Below are 19,601 nucleotides of genomic sequence, written 5' to 3'. Positions count from 1 at the left end.
CGCCGGGCCCGGAAGCGGCGGCTAAGCCTTGCTTCCGGGGCGCTGGCCAGGGGATTTGCCTCTGATCCGTAGGCTCCCCTATGGTGGTAGATCGTTCGTTTGATCCTATTTGGCTGGCGCTCCTCACACCTTTGAGCGCCCTTGGCGCGTTCCGGCGATCCGTGGCTGACCGCATAGAGGCGGTATTTCCAACAGACCCCCGGACTTTGGCGCGTGCCACTTCCGGAAGGTTTTGCATGTCTCTCGTTGACGACGCCCGCTTCGCCATGCCCGCGAACGGCTCTGACGCCGCCGACACCGACTCTCTCGACACCGACACGCTCGACGCGGAGCTCGCCGAGCTGACCGACGCCGCCGACGCCGCCGAGGCCGCGGAGGCCGACACCGACGCGGCCGAGGCCGACGCCACCGACGCCGAGCCGACCATCACCTTCGGTGACCTCGGTCTGCACGACGAGGTCGTCCGGGCGCTCGCCAAGCGCGGCGTCACCACCCCGTTCCCGATCCAGGCCGCGACCATCCCGGACGCGCTGGCCGGCAAGGACGTCCTCGGCCGCGGCCGCACCGGCTCCGGCAAGACCCTGAGCTTCGGCCTGCCGCTGCTGACCCGCCTGGCGGGCGGCGAGCGCACCAAGGCCAAGCACCCGCGCGGTCTGATCCTGGTCCCGACCCGCGAGCTGGCCATGCAGGTCGCCGACGCCCTGGAGCCGTTCGGCTCGGTGCTCGGCCTGCGCCTGAAGGTGGTCTGCGGCGGTACCTCGATGTCCAACCAGATCTACGCGCTGGAGCGCGGCGTGGACGTGCTGGTCGCCACCCCCGGCCGCCTGCGCGACCTGATCAACCGCGGCTCCGCGAAGATGGACGAGGTCGAGATCGCCGTCCTCGACGAGGCCGACCAGATGGCCGACATGGGCTTCCTGCCCGAGGTCACCGAGATCCTCGACCTGGTGCCGGCCGGCGGCCAGCGCCTGCTGTTCTCCGCCACCCTGGAGAACGAGATCGACACGCTGGTCAAGCGCTACCTGAAGAACCCGGTCACCCACGAGGTCGACCCGTCGGCCGGCGCGGTCACCACCATGACCCACCACATCCTGGTCGTGAAGCCCAAGGACAAGGCGCCGATCACCAGCGCGATCGCCGCCCGCAAGGGCCGCACCATCATCTTCGTCCGCACCCAGATGGGCGCGGACCGGGTCGCCCAGCAGCTGGTGGAGTCCGGCGTGAAGGCCGATGCGCTGCACGGCGGCATGACCCAGGGCGCCCGTACCCGCGTCCTCGGCGACTTCAAGGACGGCTACCTCAACGTGGTCGTCGCCACCGACGTCGCCGCCCGTGGCATCCACGTCGACGGCATCGACCTGGTGCTGAACGTCGACCCGGCGGGTGACCACAAGGACTACCTGCACCGCTCCGGCCGCACCGCCCGGGCCGGCCGCTCCGGCACCGTCGTCACCCTGGTGCTGCCGCACCAGCGCCGCGGCGTGTTCCGCCTGATGGAGGACGCGGGCGTGGACGCCTCGCGCCACATCCTCGACCACGCCTTCGACGCCGAGGTCGCCAAGATCACCGGCGCCCGTTCGCTGGTCGAGGTCCAGGCCGAGAGCGCGTCCGGCATCGCCGGCGCCGCCGAGCGCGAGGTCGCCGAGCTCACCCGTGAGCTGGAGCGCCTCCAGCGCCGCGCCAACGAGCTGCGCGAGGAGGCCGACCGCCTGGCCGCCCGTGCCGCCCGCGAGCGTGCCGAGCTGGGCATCGAGGACGAGGTCGAGACGGACGAGGCGACCGTCGAGGCCGGCACCGAGACCGCCGAGCAGCCGGTCGCCGCGGCCGAGCCGGTGGCCGAGGAGCGCACCACGTCCTACCGCGAGGCCCGCAGCGAGCGCCCCGCGTACAACCGCGACCGCGACGACCGTGGTGGCCGTGAGCGTGGTGGCTTCAACCGCGATGACCGTGGTGGCCGTTCGTTCGGTGGCGACCGTGAGCGTGGCGGCTTCAACCGCGATGACCGTGGTGGCCGTTCCTTCGGTGGCGACCGTGAGCGTGGCGGCTTCAACCGTGACGACCGTGGTGGCCGTTCCTTCGGTGGCGACCGTGAGCGTGGCGGCTTCAACCGTGACGACCGTGGTGGCCGTTCGTTCGGTGGCGACCGTGGCGGCCGTCCGCAGGGTGGCTTCAACCGCGATGACCGTGGTGGCCGTTCCTTCGGTGGCGACCGTGAGCGTGGCGGCTTCAACCGTGACGACCGTGGTGGCCGTTCGTTCGGTGGCGACCGTGAGCGTGGCGGCTTCAACCGCGATGACCGTGGTGGCCGTTCGTTCGGTGGCGACCGTGGCGGCCGTCCGCAGGGTGGCTTCAACCGTGACGACCGCGGTGGCCGTTCCTTCGGCGGCGACCGTCCGCAGGGTGGCTTCAACCGCGACGACCGTGGCGGCCGTTCGTTCGGCGGCGACCGCGAGCGCGGTGGCTTCAACCGCGACGACCGCGGTGGCTTCAACGGCGGCGACCGCAAGCCGCGTTGGAAGAACTGACGCTCTGCATTGAGCACTGGCCGGGCCCGCTCCACTTCGGTGGCGCGGGCCCGTCCGCGTTCCCGGGCGGGCGGAAATCCGTTGGTGGGGGCGGGAGTCGGCGAGCTAGCGTGCCCGGCATGAGTAGTAGGCAGCGGGCACTCGCCACGCAGAACGAGGAGATCGCCGACCGGGGCGAGTACCGGTGCGCGGACGGCACGCTCGTGCGGATCGCCGAGGAGCTGGCCGAGGCCCGGGCGGGGACGGTGTCCTATCCGCCGGAGGCCGAGTTCGGGGCCGGGCCGGGGCCGATGCGCGGGGCCGCCGAGGTGACGGGCGAGGGCAGCATGCAGGCCGCCGAGCGGCTGGTCGCGGACGGCGGGCGGAGCGTCGCGGTGCTGAACTTCGCGTCCGCGCGCAACCCCGGCGGCGGGTACCTGCGGGGCGCCAAGGCCCAGGAGGAGGACGTCTGCCGGACGGCACTGCTGTACCGCTGCCTGCTGGAGGCCCCCGACTACTACGAGGCGCACCGCGCCTCCAGCGACCTGCACTACAGCCACCGGGTGATCTGGTCGCCGGGCGTGCCGGTGATCCGGGACGGGAACGGGGAGCTGCTGGCCCAGCCGCACCGGCTCGGCTTCCTGACCTCGCCGGCACCCAACGCGGGCCAGCTGGCGCTGCGTTCGCCCGGCAAGGCGCTCGACCTCGGGCCGCTGCTGGCGGAGCGGGCCACCCGGGTGCTGGCGGCGGCCGCCCGGCACGGGGCGCGCGAACTGGTGCTCGGCGCCTGGGGCTGCGGGGTGTTCCGCAACGACCCGGCCGAGGTCGCGGACGCGTTCGGGCAGGCCCTGGACGCGTGGGGCGCGGCCTTCGACCGGGTGGTGTTCGCGGTCTGGGACCGCAGCGTCCCCTCCGCGAACCGGGCGGCCTTCGAGGCGCGGTTCGGCGCCTGACCTGCGGTTGCTCGCCGGTGGCCGACGCCGAGGGGCGGACCGGCTTTCGAGGCGCGGTTCGCCGTCCGGCCTGTGCTCACTCGCCGGTGGCCAGCTCTGGGGCGGCGGCGGACCGGCCTGCGTGGCGTGGTTCGGCGCCTGACCTGGGGTTGTTCGCCGGTGGCCGATGCCGAGGGGCGGACCGGCTTTCGCGGCGCGGTTCGCCGTCCGGCCTGTGCCTACTTGCCGGTGGCCAGCGCCGAGGTGGCGGCGGACCGGCCGTCGCGGCGTGGTTCGCCGTCCGGCCTGTGCTCACTCGTCGGTGGCCAGCTCTGGGGCGGCGGCGGACCGGCCTGCGTGGCGTGGTTCGGCGCCTGACCTGCGGTTGTTCGTCGGTGGCCGACGCCGAGGGGCGGACCGGCTTTCGCGGCGCGGTTCGCCGTCCGGCCTGTGCCTACTCGCCGGTGGCCAGCTCTGGGGCGGCGGCGGACCGGCCTGCGTGGCGCGGCTCGGCGCCTGTGGGGGTCAGTCGCGGGTGGCGATCGCCGAGGCGGCCGCGACCACGCCGGTGACGGCGAGGACGGACGGCCAGGCGCCGATCTTCTTCGCCAGCGGGTGCGAGCCGCCGAACGCCGCCACGTACAGCGTGGTCAGGCCGACCGCGACGGGCGTGCCCGCGCGGCGCTGCCAGCGCACGGCGGCCGCCGTCCCGGCGACGGCCAGGACGGCGCCGCCCAGCTCGCGCCGGCCGCTGAACCGGGCGGTGGCGTAGCCGCCGATCAGACCGGCGGCGGCGACGGCGGCGGTGGCGGGGAAGCGGGCCATGGGACGGACTCCTTCGGACGGCTGGTGGACGTACCTGCTGGACGTACCTGGTGGGCGCGCGCTGCAGCTCGTGACCGACGCGCGCACCGCCCACCGTAACGCGACCAACGAGCCGGGCCGCCGGGAGGGAACGGGACGGCGGACTGCGGGTCAGCTCATTCCGGGCGCAGGGCGCGCAGCGCGGCGAGGTCGGCGTCGGACGCCCCGTGGTTGAGGACGTAGTTCTCGAGGGTGCCGTGGAGCTCCTGGGCGCGGGCCAGTGCGGCGGTCAGGTGGGCGGCCTCGATGGGTCGGGAGAGGCGTTCCGCGCCGGCGGTGTCCAGGTAGGGGACGGGGCCGTTGTCGAGGCCGAGGCCGACGTTGGAGCGGAGGAAGTCGGCGATGACGGCGCCCTCGTGCAGGCCGGCCAGGGTCTGCAGGACGGCGATGGTCAGGCCGGTGCGGTCCTTGCCGACGGCGCAGTGGACCAGCACCGGGCCGCCGGTGGCCAGTGCGCGGACGGCGGCGGCGACCGCGACGCCGCCGGTCTCGGCCATGAACGGGTAGAGCGCGGCCTGGTCCTCGGGCCAGGCCAGGTCGGTGGTGGCCGGGTCCGGGAGCAGCGGCAGGTGCAGGTACTGGACGTCCTCGCCGATCGGGCGGTCCGGCCAGATCTCGAGCTCGGCGGCGCTGCGCAGATCGACGACCGTCCGGATGCCGAGTTCCGCGAGGCGGGCGGCGCCCTCGTCGGTGAGCCGGTTGAGGCTCGCCGAACGGTAGAGCAGCCCGGGGCGGTACACCCCCGCACCGGCGTCGCGGAGGTTGAGCACGTCGGGGATGTCGAGGAACGGCGCGGCGGCGATTTCGGTCTCGGTCATGCCGCCCACCGTAGGGGCGGTGGGCGGTGACACGCCGGGGCGTTGACCGAACCGGTATCGCCGCAATGCGTGATGTTCATACGGGCCGATGGCGGGTCAGCGACCGCCGGCCACGTCCAGGAAGGAGCCGGTGATGTAGGAGGCGCCGGGGGAGAGCAGGTACAGGATCGCCTCGGCGACCTCCTCGGGCCGACCGCCGCGTCCCATCGGCAGGTTGGGGCCGACCCGGTCGACCCGGCCGGGCTCGCCGCCCAGCGCGTGGATGTCGGTGTAGATCAGGCCCGGGCGGACGGTGTTCACCCGGATGCCCTCGGCCGCGACCTCCAGCGACAGGCCCGTGGTCATCGAGTCCAGCGCGCCCTTGGACGCCGCGTAGTCCACGTACTCGCCGGGCGACCCCAGCCGGGACGCCGCAGAGCCGACGTTGACGATCGCCCCGCCCCGGCCGCCGTACCGGGTGGACATCCGGCGTACCGCCGCCGCCGCGCACAGGAACGGGCCGGTGATGTTGGCCGCCCAGATCCGGTTCAGCCGGTCCTCGTCGAGCTCGTCCAGCCGGCACTGCTTCTCCAGCGTGCCCGCGTTGTTCACCAGCGCGGTGAGCGGCCCGAGTTCGCGCTCCGCGGTGTCGAACAGCCGCTCCACCTCGGCGGTGGTGCTGACGTCCGCCCGCACCGCGACGGCCGTGCCGCCGGCGGCGCGGATCCGCTCCACCACGCCCTCCGCCGAGGCCTGGTCGGCGCGGTAGTTGACGCACACCCGGTAGCCGCGTTCGCCCGCCAGCAGGGCGGTGGCCGCTCCGATGCCGCGCCCGCCGCCGGTGACCACCAGTACCTCGTGCTGTGCCATGCCGCCCGTCCCTTCGTTCACGGAGACCATGCCGCAGACGGTAGTCCATGGGGTGAAATCCCTTTGCCCGGTGGCGAGTCGGCGACGCAGCATCACTGCCATGGACCCTTCCGTCTCCCCGCACGGCCTGCTCCGGGCCGAACATCCCGCCCTCGACGCGTACCTGGCCGCCGACGAGGTGGTCGACCACCGGCACCCCGCCCTCGACGCGTATCTGGCCGCCGACGAGGTGGTCGACCACCGGCACCCCGCCGTGCTGGAGCGTGCCGCCGCGCTGCGGCAGGACGACCCGGTGGCGACCGCCGAGGCGGTGTTCGGCTTCGTCCGCGACCGGATCGACCACTCGGCGGACGTCGGCCACTGGTCGGCCGCCTACCGGGCCTCGGACGTGCTGGCCGCCGGCAACGCGATCTGCCACGGCAAGGCCCACCTGCTGGCCGCGCTGCTGCGCGCCAACGGCATCCCCGCCGGGCTCGCCTACCAGCGGCTGGAGGTGCTGCACGGCCTCAACGGCGTTCTGCTGCCCGGCAGTTCGTGGTGGGTCCGGCTGGACGGCCGGGGCAACCGGAACGGCGCGGACGGGCACTTCGCCACCACCCCCGCCACCGAGCGCCCCGCCTGGGCCAACGACCCGGCGCTCGGCCAGCACCACTACTCCACGCTGTACGCCGCCCCGCCGCCGGTGCTGCTGGACGGCCTGCGCCGGGCCCGGCCGGGCGCCGCCGGGTTCGGCTACCTGCCGCTCGAACTCCCGGGCGTGGCATAGCGGTTGGCGGTTCGCAGCGCGGCGAGCTTCGGGGCGCGGCTCTTCGGCGAGTCCAGGCCGAAGCTCCGCGCGTCGCCCAACTCCTCGCGGACGAAGGTCTCGACGGCGTCGATGGTGGCGCGCAGCGCGGCGTCCATCGGCACGAACAACTGGTGCACCAGCTCCCGCTGTTCGGGGTCGTACTCCCAGAAGCCGACGATCCGGCCGCGGTCCACCACCAGGTGGGTCGACGGGTCGGCCTCGCTGCCGAAGCTCCGCCCCGTCCGGGACGCCGGGGCGTGGCGGTTGGCGTCCCGTTCGTCGATCAGCCGCGGCAGGTCGCGGTGCAGCAGGTGCAGGCCGTCGATGCTTGCCACCAGGGCGTACGCGGGCTGCTCCGGGACGGTGAACTCATAGAACTCGTCGGCGAGTTCGGCCGGCATCAGCAGCATTTCGGAGCCGGGAAGCTCGACCAGGTGCAGCGGGGCCAGTGCGGCCTTCGCGGTGGCGGCGTTGAAGCCGGAGAACCAGCGGAAGTGCCGCACCGAGGCGGGCGCCGCCCAGGAGAAGTAGTGCCGGGCCAGGTCGGCGGCCTCGCCGTGCACCGCCTGGTCCCAGCGCAGATAGCCGTACCGCTGCTGGTCCAGGCGCCCGTTGACCGGCACCCGGCGGATCATCCCGCGCGACTGCAACAGGCCCAGCGCCAGCGGCAGCGTGGTCGACACGCCGCGCTTGCGGCCCGTCTCGCCCAGCGGGCGGGCCGCCGGGCCGGCCAGGGTGCGGATCTGCTGCGGGCCCAACGGCTCGGTGTCGGACAGCAGTTCGGACACCGTCAGGCAGAGCTGCTCGACCTCGTCCCTGGTCACCCCGAGATGGCGCACCGCCGCCGCGATCTCCGACTCCGCGACGCCCGCGCCCGCGGCCAGCCCCAGCGCGAAGTCCTCCGCCGGCAGCACGTACGTACAGCCCCGGGCCGCGGGCAACTCCTGCACCTCCGCGGCCGCGAGCGCCGCGTCCACCGCCGCCCGGCCCAGCCCCGCCCGCGCGAACAGCCCCAGGTACGGCGCCGCACCGCCCACCGAACGGGCCCACCCCGTCGCCGCCAGCACCTGCGCCGGGGACGCCCCTTGGTGCAGCCCGCCGTCCAGCCACTGCCGGTGCGCCCACCAGGCCCGGAGCTTCGCCGCCGGGATCTCGCCGTTCGCCATGCGCCCAGTATCGGCACGGGGCGTTGCCGGGCGGAGCACCCTCGGCCGTGTCGGAAATCGCTCGCGCGTACGGGGCGTTGCTGGGCGGAGCACCCTCGGCCGTGTCGGAAATCGCTCGCGCGTACGGGTCGTTCGGGGCGAGACTGCCGGGACGGCTCTTGTTGAGGTGATCTCCCGTGCACGTCCTGCTCTCCGGCATCGTCGGCTCCACCGCGTACGGCCTGGCCCACGCAGGCTCCGACCTCGACCGGCTCGGCCTGTTCGCCGCGCCCACCGTCGCCTTCCACGGCCTGCACCGGCCCGCCGAGTCGCACGTCACCACCGCCCCGGACCGCACCCTGCACGAGGCGGCCAAATGGTGCCGGCTCGCCCTCTCCGGCAACCCCACCGCCACCGAACTGGTCTGGCTGCCCGAAGAGTTGTACGAAGTCCGGACGCCGCTCGGGGAGGAACTGATCGGCCTCCGGGAGACCTTCCTGAGCGGCCCGGCGGTGCGCTCTGCTTACCTCGGCTACGCCCGGCAGCAGTTCCGCAAACTCGCCGCCCGCGACCGCACCGACCCGGCGGGCGCCGCCCGCGCCGCCAAGCACGCCCGGCACCTGGTCCGCCTGGTCCGCCAGGGCGTCACCCTGCACGAGACCGGCCACCTGGAGATCCGCCTCCCCGACCCGGACCGGGTCCGCGCCCTCGGCGAGCAGTACACGCAGCGCCCCGAGGACGCCACCGCCCTGCTCGCCGACGCCGAAGCCCGCTTCGACCGCCCCGGCGTACTTCCCACCACACCCGACGAACGCCCCGCCGAGAGCTGGCTCCGCAAGGTCCGCGCCGCCCACCTGCCCACCACCTGACCGCCCGTCGGCCCCGCCCCGCCCCGCCGCCGACCCGCCCGGTAATCCGCTGGCCAACTCCCGCCGGGCACCAGGTAGGATCACCCCGGCAGGTGCTGTCCCACGAGGCCCACGCCTGCCACCGGGCCGCTAGCTCAATTGGCAGAGCTGCGGACTTTTAATCCGTAGGTTCAGGGTTCGAGCCCCTGGCGGCCCACCGCAACATGAAAGCCCCTCACCAGCCAGATTTGGTCGATGAGGGGCTTTCACGTTAAGCGAGGGTGAGAGTGTCTTGGTCTTCTGCTGGCTCCTTGCTGGCCCGAAGGGTCTGGGAAGTCCATGTGATGGTGATAGTTCGCGCTGGTGGAGCGGGGCGTCTTGGACGGCATCGGGGTGGCAGCCCGTCAGCCATCATTTCGATCAGGTGTTCGATCTAGCGGTGGGTTTGGTATACAGACGTTCGAGCATCGGCGCGTGAGCGTCAAGAGGTGCCACAGCCTCTCCCTGACGCCCACCAGCTGCGCGAACGTCGTGAAGTCGCCGAGCGGATCCGCCACTTCCGACACCAGCGTGGGCTCAGCCAGGAGCGGCTGGCCGAGGTGATCGGCAGGGATCGGCAGACGGTCGGTCTGTGGGAGCGCGCTGTTACGCCGCCCACGGTGGATGACCTGTCAGCCCTTGCCCGAGCGCTCCAGATCCAAACCTGGCGCCTGTTCTACGGATGACCGGCGCAGCCAGCATGCGCACTCCTGCGCGATGCACTGGCAGTGCAGCCGCACGATCTCGCCACTGACCAGGCCGACCCGCAGTCCGCCCGGGCACGCGTGGTGCGCTCCGAAGCTGCACTCGGCCGAGCAGTAGTCGTCCGTGTCGAGGTGGATGCGTACGACTACCGGGTGCGCGACGGCCCGGCGGATGCGATCCGCGAAAGTCGCGTCAGTCGTCATGGGTAGCAGGCGGGCACTCGGTGATGTCCCGTTGCAGGCTACTCACGGTGCGCCTCTTCCAGATGCGAGGTACATACGACCGTCTCGTGGTCGTGGACGACACCCTCGCATTCTCCTGGCAGGGTGAGGATGCCGTTGGGGTGGAGTGGGGGCTCAGCCGAGCCGCAGACGATGCAGGCCTCGCCATGGAGGCGGGCAGGGCTAATGCCCTGGTTGGGCAGGGGGGTTGCTGTCACGTCCTCTACGATCCCCGGCCGGATGGGCCCGAAGTGACACAACCTGTGTCACTCGTCAGACGGCCCGTGCCCACCTGGCCATGGCCAGCAGCTCATCGTCACGGCCTCGACCGAGCCGGACCAAAGTGGCCAGCTCCGTACGCACCTGGCCATGTTCACGGACATGCTGCGGGGCGATCCGACGGGCCACCAGGAGGGACTCGCGGGCGTGCTGGGGGCGACCCAGCGCTATCTGAGCGCGTCCAAGGTCGATGTAGTAGTGCGACCGACGCTCCGCCGGCAGGTCCCGAGACGGCGCCCAACGGCCGGCCTCCGCCACCGCCAGGCCGAGATCGGCAGGGTCGGCGAGTTCGACGGCGACTGCCGGCTGGTGGATGCGCACGGAACCCGGGCCTACCGCAGTCCCGTCGTACAGTCGCTCCGGGACGCCACGGGCGAGCCGCTCGGCTTCTGCCAGGTGCACGCGCGCATCGTCGGCGCTGCCAGCCCGGCCTGCCACGACGGCGGCCCGCATGTGGAGGGCGGCGGCCGCGGCAGCCAGTGGCACCGTGGTGGGTGGCGGCATTCGGTCTGCGGCCCGCTGGAGTGCGCGTAGGCCTGAAGCCAGCCGGTTGGCGGCGAAGAAGACCTCGGTACGGACGTAGGCCACGACGGCTGTGAGCGCCGGGTCCTCGGCGATGGCGACAGCCCAGCGCATCAGCTCGATGAGTCTGCCGGACAGGTCGCGGTATCCGTACTTGTAGGCCGCGGCGTCGGCGGACCGGATGGCCAGCGCGAGCAGGTGGGCGGCTCGGCGGCGAGCGGCGCCGTCGGCCTGGTCGACGGCACGGAACAGCTCCTCCAGCAGGGTTGGGACCCGCTCGGCAACGTGGCTGTACTGGGAATTGACCCGGGCCGTGGTCATCTCCTCTACGGCGGCGGCGAGGTCGCGCAGCGGCCGCACCGGGCCGTCCTCCGGCAGGTCATAGGTGGTGATCGCGGCCTGGAGTGCGGGGATGGCCTGGTGTACTCGGGAGTCCGTACGGCCTGGACCGTCGGCCAGATACTCCGGGGTGGTGTGCAGGGCCCGGGCCAGGGCTTCGAGCACGGTGTCGCTCGGTGTGCGGGTACCGCCCTCGACTGCGCGGATCATGCTGACCGAGACACCGGAGGCCTCGTAGGTCTCGCGGCGGGTCAGGCCGATGGCGGCGCGGGCAGCGGCTACGCGGTACCCGAGGTGGGTGGCGGTGGCGGCGGGCATCCTGGGCACGGTACCCGCGCTGTCACGATCTCGGGTGCGAACCGCCCCAACACCACTGTTGGGGCGGTTCAGTGACGTTGACGGATGATCAGGTCGGCGAGCTCGGTCAGCGAATCCACGGTCCAGTCGGCATCCGGCGCTGGCGTGGTCAGGCCGATCGGGCCGCGTCGCAGGTGTGCGGCCCGCAGGCTGGCAGCGCGGGCGGCGGTGACATCGTTCGCAGGGTGGTCGCCGACGTAGACGATCTCGTGTCGCGGGGCCGGGGCCCACCCGGCGACCCGGTCGAAGAACGCGCTGCTCGGCTTCGCGACGCCCCACTCGCCGCTGGTGGCGATCGCATCGGCCGGAAGGCCGAGCCCTCGCAGCAGGTCGGTCACCTGGGCGTTCTGGTTGCCAGCGATTCCCACCCAAACCCCGGCGTCGCGCAACTGCTGGAGCGCCGGCCGGACGTCGGGATAGAGGTCGTTCTCCTCGAGGTGGTCGCCCTGCCCGGCGATCTGGCGGGCCCGCCACTCGGCGCCAACGTCGCAGCCCGGCCTCAGGATTCGGATCGCCTCGGCGTTGTCGAGGCCCCGCGCGAGGACGTGGCCGACGAGCGCGGACATGGTGTGCGTTGGAACGTCCAGCCAGCGGGCCCAGTCAGCCCAGTACCGGGTGTCGCTGGTCAGGGTCTCGCCGATGTCGAACACCACTGCCTCGATCGTCATGCGGGCAGCGTAGTGGGGCCCCTGCGGAATGGGCAGGGCAGTGTCACGAGATGAGCACATCAAGTACACGCTTCCTCCCCGGCCGGTACCGTCCCTCCGTACGCCACCACCCCAGGGGAGACCATGCGCCGCACCGTCCTCGCCGCCACCGCCGCCACCGCCGGCATCGCCCTCATCGTGACCGGCTGCAGCAGCAGCACCGACTCCAGCAACACCGCGGCGCCAGCCGCCTCCACTCCTGTTGCGTCGGCACCGGCACCGGCAAAGCAGCAGCTCGACGCGGCGGCCGCCCTGGCGGCGCTCACCGCCCACGCTCCCACCATCAAGCAGGTGAAGGCATACACCGCCGACACCGACCCGAACCACCTGCTCGGAAGGCCCGGCCAGTACACGTCGAAGGTCGCGTTCAACGACTCGCGCATCAAGGCCGAGGACGTCGAGGGCCAGGACGAGGACGCGGTGATCCGCGGCGGCAGCATCGAAGTGTTCGCGTCGGCGGCCGACGCGACCGCTCGCGCCGCCTACCTGGAGAAGGTCACGAAGTCCATGCCCGCCCTCGTCGAGTACGACTTCGTGGTGCGGGAGACGGCAGTGCTGCGGGTTTCGCAACGGCTGTCGCCGGATCAGGCGAAGGCGCTTGCCGACGCCCTGAAGGGCTGACGCCGGACACGACGAACCGCCCCGCCGGCCGGAGCCGAGCGGGGCGGTGGTGGTCAAGCGGGTGCTAACCGGCTGTCCGGATCTGAAGGCGGGGCGACGGCATCCTCGATCCGGTTGACGGCATCCCGGAGACTGCCGCCAGAGTTGGGGTGGAGCTCGTGCCGGATCTCGTCCTGGCCAGCCTCCAGCGCGGGCGGCTGGCCAGCGGGCTGATCAAGGACTACCGGCGCGCCCACGGTCTGGCCGGCGACTGACACCGCCGGGGTGGGTGCCGGCGACGAGTGGGCCCCTCGTCCCGGAGCCTGGACCGGAGGGGGTGGGCCCCGGTGACGATCGTTGAGCGGAAAGCGCTTGGCGCGTCGTAATACGCGTAATAAACTAACGACATGGCCAAGACCAGGATCAGCATCAGTCTCGACAGCGATCATGCCGAGCGCATTCGGGAGCATGCCGAGCGCGCGGGTCTGGATGTTTCGGCTTATCTCGTCAACGCCGCTACCCGGCAAATGGCCGAGGCGGAAGCCGCTGAGGCGCAGTTCGCGCGGATCGACGCGGTGATTGCCGCAGCGGAGGCAGAGGCCGCCGAACTGCCTCCGCTGCCTGACGTCGCTGATGAAGACCTTACGGAGGAGGAGCGCCGGGAGGTCGCGGAGGCCATGGAACTTATCTATGGTGCGGATGCTCCTGTGGCCCGTCCGGGCAACGCCGCGTGACCGCGCGGGTGCCGGTCTATGACACTGGCATGCTGATCGCGCTCGCTGATCGAAAGCCCAAGGCGGTACGGCTGCACGCCGGCCTCAAGGAGACGCCGCATCGCGCGGTCGTGCTCGGGCCGGTACTGGCCCAGGTATGGCGGCCCAGTCCTGCCACTGTGCACGCCATGGCCGCGGCCCTCAAGGACTGTACGGTGCCGCAGGCGCGGAGCTCGGCCCTGGCGATGCGTCCCACTACTGCTGGACAGACCGTCTGCATCATGTGTGCGACCGGGCCGGATCTGGCGGAGTGGCAGCGCATCGGTAGCACGCTTGCTGTGGCCGAGCTGCCTCCGAAGAAGCGTCCGGTCGCCGTGGATGCCTTGGTCGCGCTGACTGCGGCCCGACATGGCAGCGCTGTTGTTTTCACCAGTGACCCGACTGACCTCACGGCTTACCTGAAGGCGTTGGACGCCCAGGACGTCCATGTGGTCCAGGTCTGATCCCGAGCTCGGACCGGAACAGTGGAGGGAACGCGTCAGACCCTTCGCCCGGCCGCGTCATCGGTGGCTTCAGGAGTCTGGGCCCGCTGCGAGTGCGTGAGCTATGCGTGAGCGGACCGCGCGTCAGAGCCACTTCACAGGCGGATCAAGCGGCACGCCACAACCTGCCAGCCTGCAGAAGTAGCACGTAATGAGCGATGACAGCTGTGCGGGGCACGATCGGGCTTGATCTTTTAGTCCGTAGGTTCAGGGTTCGATCCCCTGGCGGCCCACCGGATTCGAGGCCAGGTCGGAGACTTTCTGACCTGGCCTCGAGCGTTTCCGAGGTGGCTCAGGGGCGGGGAGGGGAGGGGACGGATGAACGCTGCCGAGGAGTTGATCTCGCTGGCCCGTCGGGGCCGGTTCGAGGTGGTGTTGCCCGAGCTGCTGGAGATGGCCCGGCGGGTGGACGGTCCGCGGGACGAGGGGTGGGAGTCCGTTGCCGCCGCGGTTCAGATTCTCTGCTGGCGCGACCGGTTCGCCGAGGCGGCGGAGTTGGCCGAGCAGGTGATCGTCCGGGACGGGCCGCTCGGAGGGGAGTTGTGCGATCAGGACGTGCCGTTCCGCGAGGCATTGCTGGCGGCCCAGCTGTACGCGGGGCGGCCGGCCGGGCCGCGGCTGGCGGCGCTGGTGGGGCGGCTTCCGGCCGGTCGGAATCTGACTGAGGATCTGGCGTGGGTGGCCGAGGAGTTGCCCGGGCGCCCGGTCGAGGAGCTGCTGCCCTGCCACTGCGAGTGGGGCGGTCCGGCCAGGCCGCTGGACGGGGCGACGGAGCGCATGCTGGCGAAGGGATTTGCCGAACTGGCGGTGGCGGAGCGGCAATTGCTCTGGCAGGACTTGTTCAGTGCGAATGCCTTCGACCGCGCCCACGCACTGGTCGAGAGCACCGGTGAGACGCCGGACCGCTTCGCCGCGTGCCTCTGGATGGCCGGCTGGTACGCGGTGCGCGGCGAGATCGCCCGGGGCGAGCGGCTACTCCTTGCCGCCCATGGCCGGTGGTGGCCCTACATGAAGTGGGATGCGATCCCCGAGGCCCCGGTGCTGCAGCCGACCCTGCGTCTGGTGCTCACCGAGCGGGTGCGGGAGTACTACCTGACCAGGCCGATCGGTCCGGAGGCGGAGCGGAACGCCTGAGGCAGCTACGGGGTGGGGGTGACTCCGGGGACGGGCGCGTAGGGCTGGGTGTCGAAGTCGACGATCACCGGTTGGGGGTCGGAGGCGAGGGCGGCCTGGACGCGGTACATGGTGCCGTCGGGGTCGATCCAGTACCGGACGGTGTCCGAAGTGGTGGTGGTGCCACGGGCGTTGGGGCCGGTGATGACGTCGGTGGGGTGGCCGTTCAGGGTGGTTCGGGAGAGCCAGGTGGCGCCGTTCTGGGGGAGGAGCTGGGGGTTGTCGGGGCGGTCGGCGGCCAGGTTCAGGGCGATGGCGAGTGAGGTGTCGAGGGAGCTGCCGGTGGTCTGGAGCGGGCGGGTGGACCAGCCGGAGGCGGGGGGTGTGGCGGGGGCGGTGGCCGGGGCGTCGGGCATGGGGAGGACGCGGACGGTGGTGGGCGTCCACTGGATCAGGCCGGTGGTGGAGCTGTCGCGGCCGGTTCCGTGCAGGACTCCGTAGCCGGTTCTGGTGCGGAAGTCGACGGATCCGGTGACGGTCAGCCGGCCGGCGGTGCCGGGCACGGTGATGGTCAGCGCGCGGCCGCCGGCCTCGTAGTTGCGGAACCGGGTGAGCGCCAGCCGGTTCGCCTCGTCCGTGGTCGGCGGGCGCGGGCCGGTGGGGTCGTCGCCTGTGCCGAGCAGGGCGAAGGTGCTGATCGCGGTGGCCGCGACGGCGAGCAGGGCGACCAGCACCCAGCGCGTACGGCCCCGAACGATCCTGATGTTCCCCACGATGCTCCCCACGCGGCGGGAGGCCGACAGACCTCCGTCAGGCTATCCGAAATCCATCGTTCCGATTGTGTAAGTTTTCGTCAACTTGTGGGAAACTGCCGCAAGTTGCCGGGCCAAGGCCCGGTGTGGGGCGAGGCGAAGGAGCACGATGCCAACTACCAAACTGGCGCGAGTGGGGCTGTGCGGCCTGTTACTGGTGGGCGGAACCGCCGGTGCGGTCGTGGCGGGCGCCGGGCAGGCCGGTGCGACGGCCACCGATGGGACGCTGACGGTGCAGGTGCTGCGCGACTTCTTCGGCACCGGCGTGATCAACACGGCCATGGACGTCCCACAGCGCGGCATGAAGATCAGCGTCACCGACCCGGCCGGCCGGCGGGTGACCGGCACCACGGACGTCACCGGAAAGGTCGTGGTGGCCCCGTCGGGCGCGCTGACCGGTGGCCGGTACCGGGTGGACGTCACAGTCCCGGCGCCGTTCGACGGCTACCTGCGGGCGGCGCCCGCCTCGACCGCGCCGAACCACTTCGACAGCTTCACCTCGTTCGTGGACGTCTCGGCCGGCAAGGACGCCTCGGTGATCACCGGGGTCTGGGACGCGGCGGACTACACGGAGCCGGACGTCCGCTACTTCGTGCCGGTCCAGACCGACAGGGTGATGGGGAGCGACACCCGGGCGCTGGTGTCGTTCGGCAAGGACGTCCGCGGTACCTGCCCGACCGGACCGGCCTGTCCGACCGTGCTCGACACCCAGCAGCAGGTGGGGACGACCTCGGGGCTGGCGTACGACAAGTACCGCGGCCGGCTGTTCCAGGCGGCGTTCGCCCGGCGGTTCACCGCGTACGGGCCGGAGGGCGGCGACGCGATCTACGCCGTGCCGGCCGACGGCGGGAGCGCGCCGACGCTGTTCGCGAAGGTGCCGGGCTCCACCGAGACCGCGCACGGCACCAACATGATCAAGGACGCCGAGTTCGTCGACGCGCCGGGCAAGGAGAGCATCGGCGGGCTGGCCCTGTCCGAGGACGGCTCGACGCTGTACGCGGTGAACATGCTCACCCGTAGCCTGGTCAGCTTCGACGCGAGCGGGTCGGAGGCCACCGGTCCCGAGAACACGGTGGCGATCCCCGACCCCGGCTGCGCGGCGTCCGGCGACTGGCGTCCGGCCGGCCTCGCCGTCCACGACAACACCCTGTACGTCGGCGGCGTGTGCTCCGCCGAGAGCACCCAGAAGCGCGCCGACCTGAAGGCCGTCGTCTACGGCTACGACGGCAAGCGGTTCACCAAGGTGCTGAGCCAGGCACTGGACTTCGAGCGCAGCTACGTCGGCACCGGCGTGGCCGAGTACGACCAGGACCACTACTGGAACCCGTGGCACGCCGGGCTGGAGAACTGGGACAGCTACCTGCTGAGCGGCTGGATGGTCTACCCGGAGCCGGAGCTGGCCAGCATGGCGTTCGCCCGTGACGGCTCGATGATCCTCGGCTTCCGCGACCGGTTCATGGACGTCGCCTCCGTCGGACTCGACCCGCGGCCCGGCAACAACAAGACCGAATCCGGGTACGCCGGCGGCGACATCAACATGGCCTGCGCCGTCCCCACCGGCGGGTACGCGTGGGAGGGCACCGGAAACTGCCCCAACCACGCCGCCACCAACACGCCCCCGCTGCCCCGGCCCAGCGGCGTCGTCTCGTACTTCGCGGGTGACTTCGCCGTCTTCTACCACCAGGAGACCTCGCTCGGCGGCGTCGCCTTCATCCCGCAGCAGCAGTGGGTGATCAGCACCCAGATGGACCCGACCGTCAACTACTTCACCAGCGGCACGGGTTACTACGACATCGACACCGGCGCCGGCCCCGGCAACAAGCCGGACGCCAACGGCTACGAGTTCGTCCAGAAGAACGGCTTCGGCAAGGCCGGCGGCCTCGGCGACATCGCGTACACCGCCGCCAACGCGCCCGTCCAGATCGGCAACCGGGTCTGGTTCGACGGCGACCACAACGGCATCCAGGACGCCGGGGAGGCGTCGCTGCCGGGCGTGACCGTCAACCTGCTGGACGCCGAGGGCAAGGTGGTCGCGACGACCAAGACCGACGCCAACGGCGAGTACTACTTCGGCGGGGTGGGCGCCGCCTACCAGCTGACGCCGGGCGCGGACTACACCGTGGAGTTCGACGTTTCGACGGCGGACACCAGCGGGGTGCCGGGCAAACCGGCCGCCGCCGACCTCCGGTACACCCTCCCGACGGCCGGCGACGACCGGGCCCACGACTCCAACGTGATCCCGCCGACCGAAGGCCCGCCCGGCCTCGGGCACGCGCAGGTCACCGCACCGTCCGAGCCCGGCGGCGTCGACCACACCATCGACGCCGGCGTGTACGTCCCGGAGGCCACGCCGTCGAGCTCCGCGTCGCCGAGTCCCAGCCCGTCGGACTCCGCCTCGCCGAGTCCCGAGCCGTCGGGATCCGGGTCGCAGAGCCCGAGTTCGAGCCCCAGCCCGAGTTCGAGCCCCAGCCCGAGCGCGAGCCCCAGCGAGAGTTCGAGCCCGACGGCGTCCGTGCCGCCGGCCGGAACGACGCCCGCAGGCCCCGCCCCGACCAGCACTCCGAAGGGATCGCTCGCCTTCACCGGCAGCTCCGGCACGGGCCGGATCGTGCTCCTCGGCGCCTTGCTGGTGGGTGCGGGCGCGGCGCTCGTGCTGCTGAGCCGGAAGCGTCACGCCAGGCGCCACTGACGCCTCGAACCACCCGACGGGCCGGTGCCGCACGCACCGGCCCGTCGGCATTCCGGCCCGGTGACGGGCCTTCAGCGCTCCGAACTACCCTGGCGGGCATGGATTGGCTCGAGCGGGTGGCGAAGCTGAGACGGTGGACGAGCAACGGCGCGCGGGCTCCGCACAAGCCGTTGCTGCTGCTGTACGCGCTCGGGAGTCACCAGCGGGACGCCGACCGCGAACTCCGGTACAGCGAGGTCGAGGAGGAGCTGAAGAGGCTGCTCGCCGAGTACGGACCGTCGAATCCGACGACCCCCGCCTACCCGTTCCACCACCTGGTCAACGACGGGGTGTGGGAGGTGCGGACCGACGGGGGAACGGGGAGTCCGGGCAGCGGCATCGGGGTGCTCCGCTCCAGTGGAGCCGCCGGCCGGCTCGCGCCGGAGCTGCGGGCCGCGCTGCGCCGGGAGCCGTCGCTGCTCGGGCGGCTGGTGCGGGTGCTGCTGGACACCCACTTCGCGCCGTCGCTGCACCTGGAGCTGTGCGAAGCCGTCGGGCTCGATCTGGAGCTCGCGGAGAACGGGGCGGTGGCCGGCGCCGAGGCCGCGGCTCGGCGGCAGCGGGACCGGCGGATGCGTGAACTGATACTCACCGCCTACGAGTTCCAGTGCGCGTTCTGCGGCTACGACGGGATGCTCGGCGGCACCTCGGTCGGCCTGGAGGCCGCGCACGTGCGCTGGTGGTCGCACGACGGGCCGGACGAGGTCGACAACGGCCTGTGCCTGTGCTCGCTGCACCACAAGCTCCTGGACAAGGGCGTCCTCGGCCTCGGGGACGACCACCGGATCCTGGTCTCCCGGCGCTTCGTCGGCCGCAGCGAGGCCAGTCGGCAGCACGTCCTCGCCCTGGCGGGACGTCCGGTCATCGGCCCGCAGGCGGGTACCGCGTCCGTTGCGGCGCAGCATCGTGCGTGGCACACCCGGCAGGTTTTCCGCGGTGAGGCCCGGGAGCCGGTGGGTGTCGGCTGACCGACGGGCGTTCAACGGCCGTGCGGGAGTGGGACGTTCGTCACCTCGTTCGGAAGATTGCACCCCCGCGTGCAACATCTGCGCCCCCTTGTGCATCTATTAGGGGGAGAAAAGCTCGGAGGGGCCGGGCGGCGGGGGTGCGATGTGGTAAGCGGACAGTCCGGAACCGTCGAGCCGGTGTCGGAGGGGGAAGAGGGACAGGTTCCCCG

19 protein-coding genes and 1 tRNA gene are annotated in these 19,601 nt (G+C 72.1%); 12 read left to right on the top strand and 8 right to left on the bottom strand.

Annotated features, from left to right (window positions below; genetic code table 11):
• The first annotated feature begins 236 nt into the window (after nt 1-236).
• Both ACFYST_RS30565 and ACFYST_RS30560 read left to right on the top strand, forming a co-directional pair.
• A complete protein-coding gene (locus ACFYST_RS30565; RefSeq protein WP_387866995.1) occupies nt 237-2,525 on the top strand; it encodes a DEAD/DEAH box helicase in 2,289 nt (762 codons plus the stop codon).
• Between the two features lie 119 nt (nt 2,526-2,644).
• The gene (locus ACFYST_RS30560; protein ID WP_387866993.1) at nt 2,645-3,457 is read left to right on the top strand and encodes a TIGR02452 family protein; all 813 of its coding nucleotides are present in this window, start codon (nt 2,645-2,647) and stop codon (nt 3,455-3,457) included.
• A 504-nt stretch (nt 3,458-3,961) separates the two neighbouring features.
• On the opposite strand, the gene ACFYST_RS30555 is transcribed toward ACFYST_RS30560, so the two are convergent.
• The 3 genes from ACFYST_RS30555 to ACFYST_RS30545 all read right to left on the bottom strand — a co-directional run bounded on the left by ACFYST_RS30555 (nt 3,962) and on the right by ACFYST_RS30545 (nt 5,997).
• On the bottom strand, nt 3,962-4,261 hold the full coding sequence (locus tag ACFYST_RS30555) for a hypothetical protein (protein ID WP_387640457.1): 300 nt from the start codon (nt 4,259-4,261) through the stop codon (nt 3,962-3,964).
• Nucleotides 4,262-4,416: 155 nt separating this feature from the next.
• The gene (locus tag ACFYST_RS30550) at nt 4,417-5,118 is read right to left on the bottom strand and encodes a tyrosine-protein phosphatase (RefSeq protein ID WP_387866992.1); all 702 of its coding nucleotides are present in this window, start codon (nt 5,116-5,118) and stop codon (nt 4,417-4,419) included.
• Between the two features lie 96 nt (nt 5,119-5,214).
• Nucleotides 5,215-5,997 (bottom strand): SDR family oxidoreductase, encoded by a 783-nt coding sequence (locus ACFYST_RS30545; protein ID WP_387640462.1) that lies wholly within the window; start codon nt 5,995-5,997, stop codon nt 5,215-5,217.
• A gap of 70 nt (nt 5,998-6,067) precedes the next feature.
• Here ACFYST_RS30545 and ACFYST_RS30540 point away from each other — a divergent pair, with 70 nt between their 5' ends.
• A complete protein-coding gene (locus ACFYST_RS30540) occupies nt 6,068-6,733 on the top strand; it encodes a transglutaminase domain-containing protein (protein ID WP_387866990.1) in 666 nt (221 codons plus the stop codon).
• On the opposite strand, the gene ACFYST_RS30535 is transcribed toward ACFYST_RS30540, so the two are convergent.
• Nucleotides 6,700-7,920 (bottom strand): DNA glycosylase AlkZ-like family protein, encoded by a 1,221-nt coding sequence (locus ACFYST_RS30535; protein WP_387866987.1) that lies wholly within the window; start codon nt 7,918-7,920, stop codon nt 6,700-6,702. The genes ACFYST_RS30540 and ACFYST_RS30535 overlap by 34 nt on opposite strands.
• A gap of 176 nt (nt 7,921-8,096) precedes the next feature.
• On the opposite strand from ACFYST_RS30535, the gene ACFYST_RS30530 reads away from it, so the two are divergent.
• The 3 genes from ACFYST_RS30530 to ACFYST_RS30520 all read left to right on the top strand — a co-directional run bounded on the left by ACFYST_RS30530 (nt 8,097) and on the right by ACFYST_RS30520 (nt 9,472).
• On the top strand, nt 8,097-8,768 hold the full coding sequence (locus tag ACFYST_RS30530) for a DNA polymerase beta superfamily protein (protein WP_387866985.1): 672 nt from the start codon (nt 8,097-8,099) through the stop codon (nt 8,766-8,768).
• A 123-nt stretch (nt 8,769-8,891) separates the two neighbouring features.
• A tRNA-Lys gene (locus ACFYST_RS30525) sits at nt 8,892-8,964 on the top strand.
• A 271-nt stretch (nt 8,965-9,235) separates the two neighbouring features.
• Complete coding sequence (locus ACFYST_RS30520; RefSeq protein ID WP_387866983.1) at nt 9,236-9,472, top strand: helix-turn-helix domain-containing protein; 237 nt, start codon at nt 9,236-9,238, stop codon at nt 9,470-9,472.
• Here the strand turns inward: ACFYST_RS30520 and ACFYST_RS30515 are convergent.
• From ACFYST_RS30515 to ACFYST_RS30505, 3 genes are all read right to left on the bottom strand, one after another.
• Nucleotides 9,419-9,694 (bottom strand): hypothetical protein, encoded by a 276-nt coding sequence (locus ACFYST_RS30515; protein ID WP_387867054.1) that lies wholly within the window; start codon nt 9,692-9,694, stop codon nt 9,419-9,421. The two genes, ACFYST_RS30520 and ACFYST_RS30515, sit on opposite strands and share 54 nt — an antisense overlap.
• Before the next feature lie 291 nt (nt 9,695-9,985).
• A complete protein-coding gene (locus ACFYST_RS30510; RefSeq protein WP_387866980.1) occupies nt 9,986-11,170 on the bottom strand; it encodes a helix-turn-helix domain-containing protein in 1,185 nt (394 codons plus the stop codon).
• A 68-nt stretch (nt 11,171-11,238) separates the two neighbouring features.
• Nucleotides 11,239-11,862 carry an HAD family hydrolase gene (locus ACFYST_RS30505; protein WP_387866979.1) on the bottom strand — a complete coding sequence of 208 codons (624 nt, stop codon included), beginning with the start codon at nt 11,860-11,862 and terminating at the stop codon, nt 11,239-11,241.
• 138 nt (nt 11,863-12,000) lie between these two features.
• Between ACFYST_RS30505 and ACFYST_RS30500 the strand changes: the two genes are divergently transcribed.
• From ACFYST_RS30500 to ACFYST_RS30485, 4 genes are all read left to right on the top strand, one after another.
• Nucleotides 12,001-12,537: a hypothetical protein gene (locus ACFYST_RS30500; RefSeq protein ID WP_387866976.1), complete on the top strand. Its 537-nt coding sequence runs from the start codon at nt 12,001-12,003 to the stop codon at nt 12,535-12,537.
• A 386-nt stretch (nt 12,538-12,923) separates the two neighbouring features.
• Nucleotides 12,924-13,250: a ribbon-helix-helix protein, CopG family gene (locus ACFYST_RS30495; protein WP_387640482.1), complete on the top strand. Its 327-nt coding sequence runs from the start codon at nt 12,924-12,926 to the stop codon at nt 13,248-13,250.
• A gap of 29 nt (nt 13,251-13,279) precedes the next feature.
• Complete coding sequence (locus tag ACFYST_RS30490) at nt 13,280-13,732, top strand: hypothetical protein (RefSeq protein ID WP_387866975.1); 453 nt, start codon at nt 13,280-13,282, stop codon at nt 13,730-13,732.
• 357 nt (nt 13,733-14,089) lie between these two features.
• Nucleotides 14,090-14,905 (top strand): hypothetical protein, encoded by an 816-nt coding sequence (locus ACFYST_RS30485; protein WP_387866973.1) that lies wholly within the window; start codon nt 14,090-14,092, stop codon nt 14,903-14,905.
• A 5-nt stretch (nt 14,906-14,910) separates the two neighbouring features.
• On the opposite strand, the gene ACFYST_RS30480 is transcribed toward ACFYST_RS30485, so the two are convergent.
• Nucleotides 14,911-15,582, bottom strand: coding sequence for a hypothetical protein (locus ACFYST_RS30480; protein WP_387640731.1), 672 nt, complete (start codon nt 15,580-15,582; stop codon nt 14,911-14,913).
• Between the two features lie 223 nt (nt 15,583-15,805).
• On the opposite strand from ACFYST_RS30480, the gene ACFYST_RS30475 reads away from it, so the two are divergent.
• Both ACFYST_RS30475 and ACFYST_RS30470 read left to right on the top strand, forming a co-directional pair.
• Nucleotides 15,806-18,385 (top strand): SdrD B-like domain-containing protein, encoded by a 2,580-nt coding sequence (locus ACFYST_RS30475; RefSeq protein ID WP_387866971.1) that lies wholly within the window; start codon nt 15,806-15,808, stop codon nt 18,383-18,385.
• A 98-nt stretch (nt 18,386-18,483) separates the two neighbouring features.
• The gene (locus tag ACFYST_RS30470; RefSeq protein ID WP_387866969.1) at nt 18,484-19,392 is read left to right on the top strand and encodes a phosphorothioated DNA-binding restriction endonuclease; all 909 of its coding nucleotides are present in this window, start codon (nt 18,484-18,486) and stop codon (nt 19,390-19,392) included.
• Nucleotides 19,393-19,601 lie beyond the last annotated feature (209 nt).

Origin of the sequence: Kitasatospora sp. NPDC004614, assembly GCF_042873675.1 — a bacterium.
GTDB lineage: Bacteria > Actinomycetota > Actinomycetes > Streptomycetales > Streptomycetaceae > Kitasatospora.
This window is presented reverse-complemented; position numbering and strand designations above follow the sequence as displayed.

Excerpts from the sequence above, each read along its gene's own strand:
- ACFYST_RS30565 (WP_387866995.1), top strand. The coding sequence starts at position 237 with ATGTCTCTCGTTGACGACGCCCGCTTCGCCATGCCCGCGAACGGCTCT.
- ACFYST_RS30515 (WP_387867054.1), bottom strand. The coding sequence starts at position 9,694 with ATGACGACTGACGCGACTTTCGCGGATCGCATCCGCCGGGCCGTCGCG.
- ACFYST_RS30475 (WP_387866971.1), top strand. The coding sequence starts at position 15,806 with ATGCCAACTACCAAACTGGCGCGAGTGGGGCTGTGCGGCCTGTTACTG.
- ACFYST_RS30555 (WP_387640457.1), bottom strand. The coding sequence starts at position 4,261 with ATGGCCCGCTTCCCCGCCACCGCCGCCGTCGCCGCCGCCGGTCTGATC.
- ACFYST_RS30550 (WP_387866992.1), bottom strand. The coding sequence starts at position 5,118 with ATGACCGAGACCGAAATCGCCGCCGCGCCGTTCCTCGACATCCCCGAC.
- ACFYST_RS30560 (WP_387866993.1), top strand. The coding sequence starts at position 2,645 with ATGAGTAGTAGGCAGCGGGCACTCGCCACGCAGAACGAGGAGATCGCC.
- ACFYST_RS30495 (WP_387640482.1), top strand. The coding sequence starts at position 12,924 with ATGGCCAAGACCAGGATCAGCATCAGTCTCGACAGCGATCATGCCGAG.
- ACFYST_RS30485 (WP_387866973.1), top strand. The coding sequence starts at position 14,090 with ATGAACGCTGCCGAGGAGTTGATCTCGCTGGCCCGTCGGGGCCGGTTC.
- ACFYST_RS30470 (WP_387866969.1), top strand. The coding sequence starts at position 18,484 with ATGGATTGGCTCGAGCGGGTGGCGAAGCTGAGACGGTGGACGAGCAAC.
- ACFYST_RS30535 (WP_387866987.1), bottom strand. The coding sequence starts at position 7,920 with ATGGCGAACGGCGAGATCCCGGCGGCGAAGCTCCGGGCCTGGTGGGCG.
- ACFYST_RS30545 (WP_387640462.1), bottom strand. The coding sequence starts at position 5,997 with ATGGTCTCCGTGAACGAAGGGACGGGCGGCATGGCACAGCACGAGGTA.
- ACFYST_RS30540 (WP_387866990.1), top strand. The coding sequence starts at position 6,068 with ATGGACCCTTCCGTCTCCCCGCACGGCCTGCTCCGGGCCGAACATCCC.
- ACFYST_RS30490 (WP_387866975.1), top strand. The coding sequence starts at position 13,280 with ATGCTGATCGCGCTCGCTGATCGAAAGCCCAAGGCGGTACGGCTGCAC.
- ACFYST_RS30510 (WP_387866980.1), bottom strand. The coding sequence starts at position 11,170 with ATGCCCGCCGCCACCGCCACCCACCTCGGGTACCGCGTAGCCGCTGCC.
- ACFYST_RS30500 (WP_387866976.1), top strand. The coding sequence starts at position 12,001 with ATGCGCCGCACCGTCCTCGCCGCCACCGCCGCCACCGCCGGCATCGCC.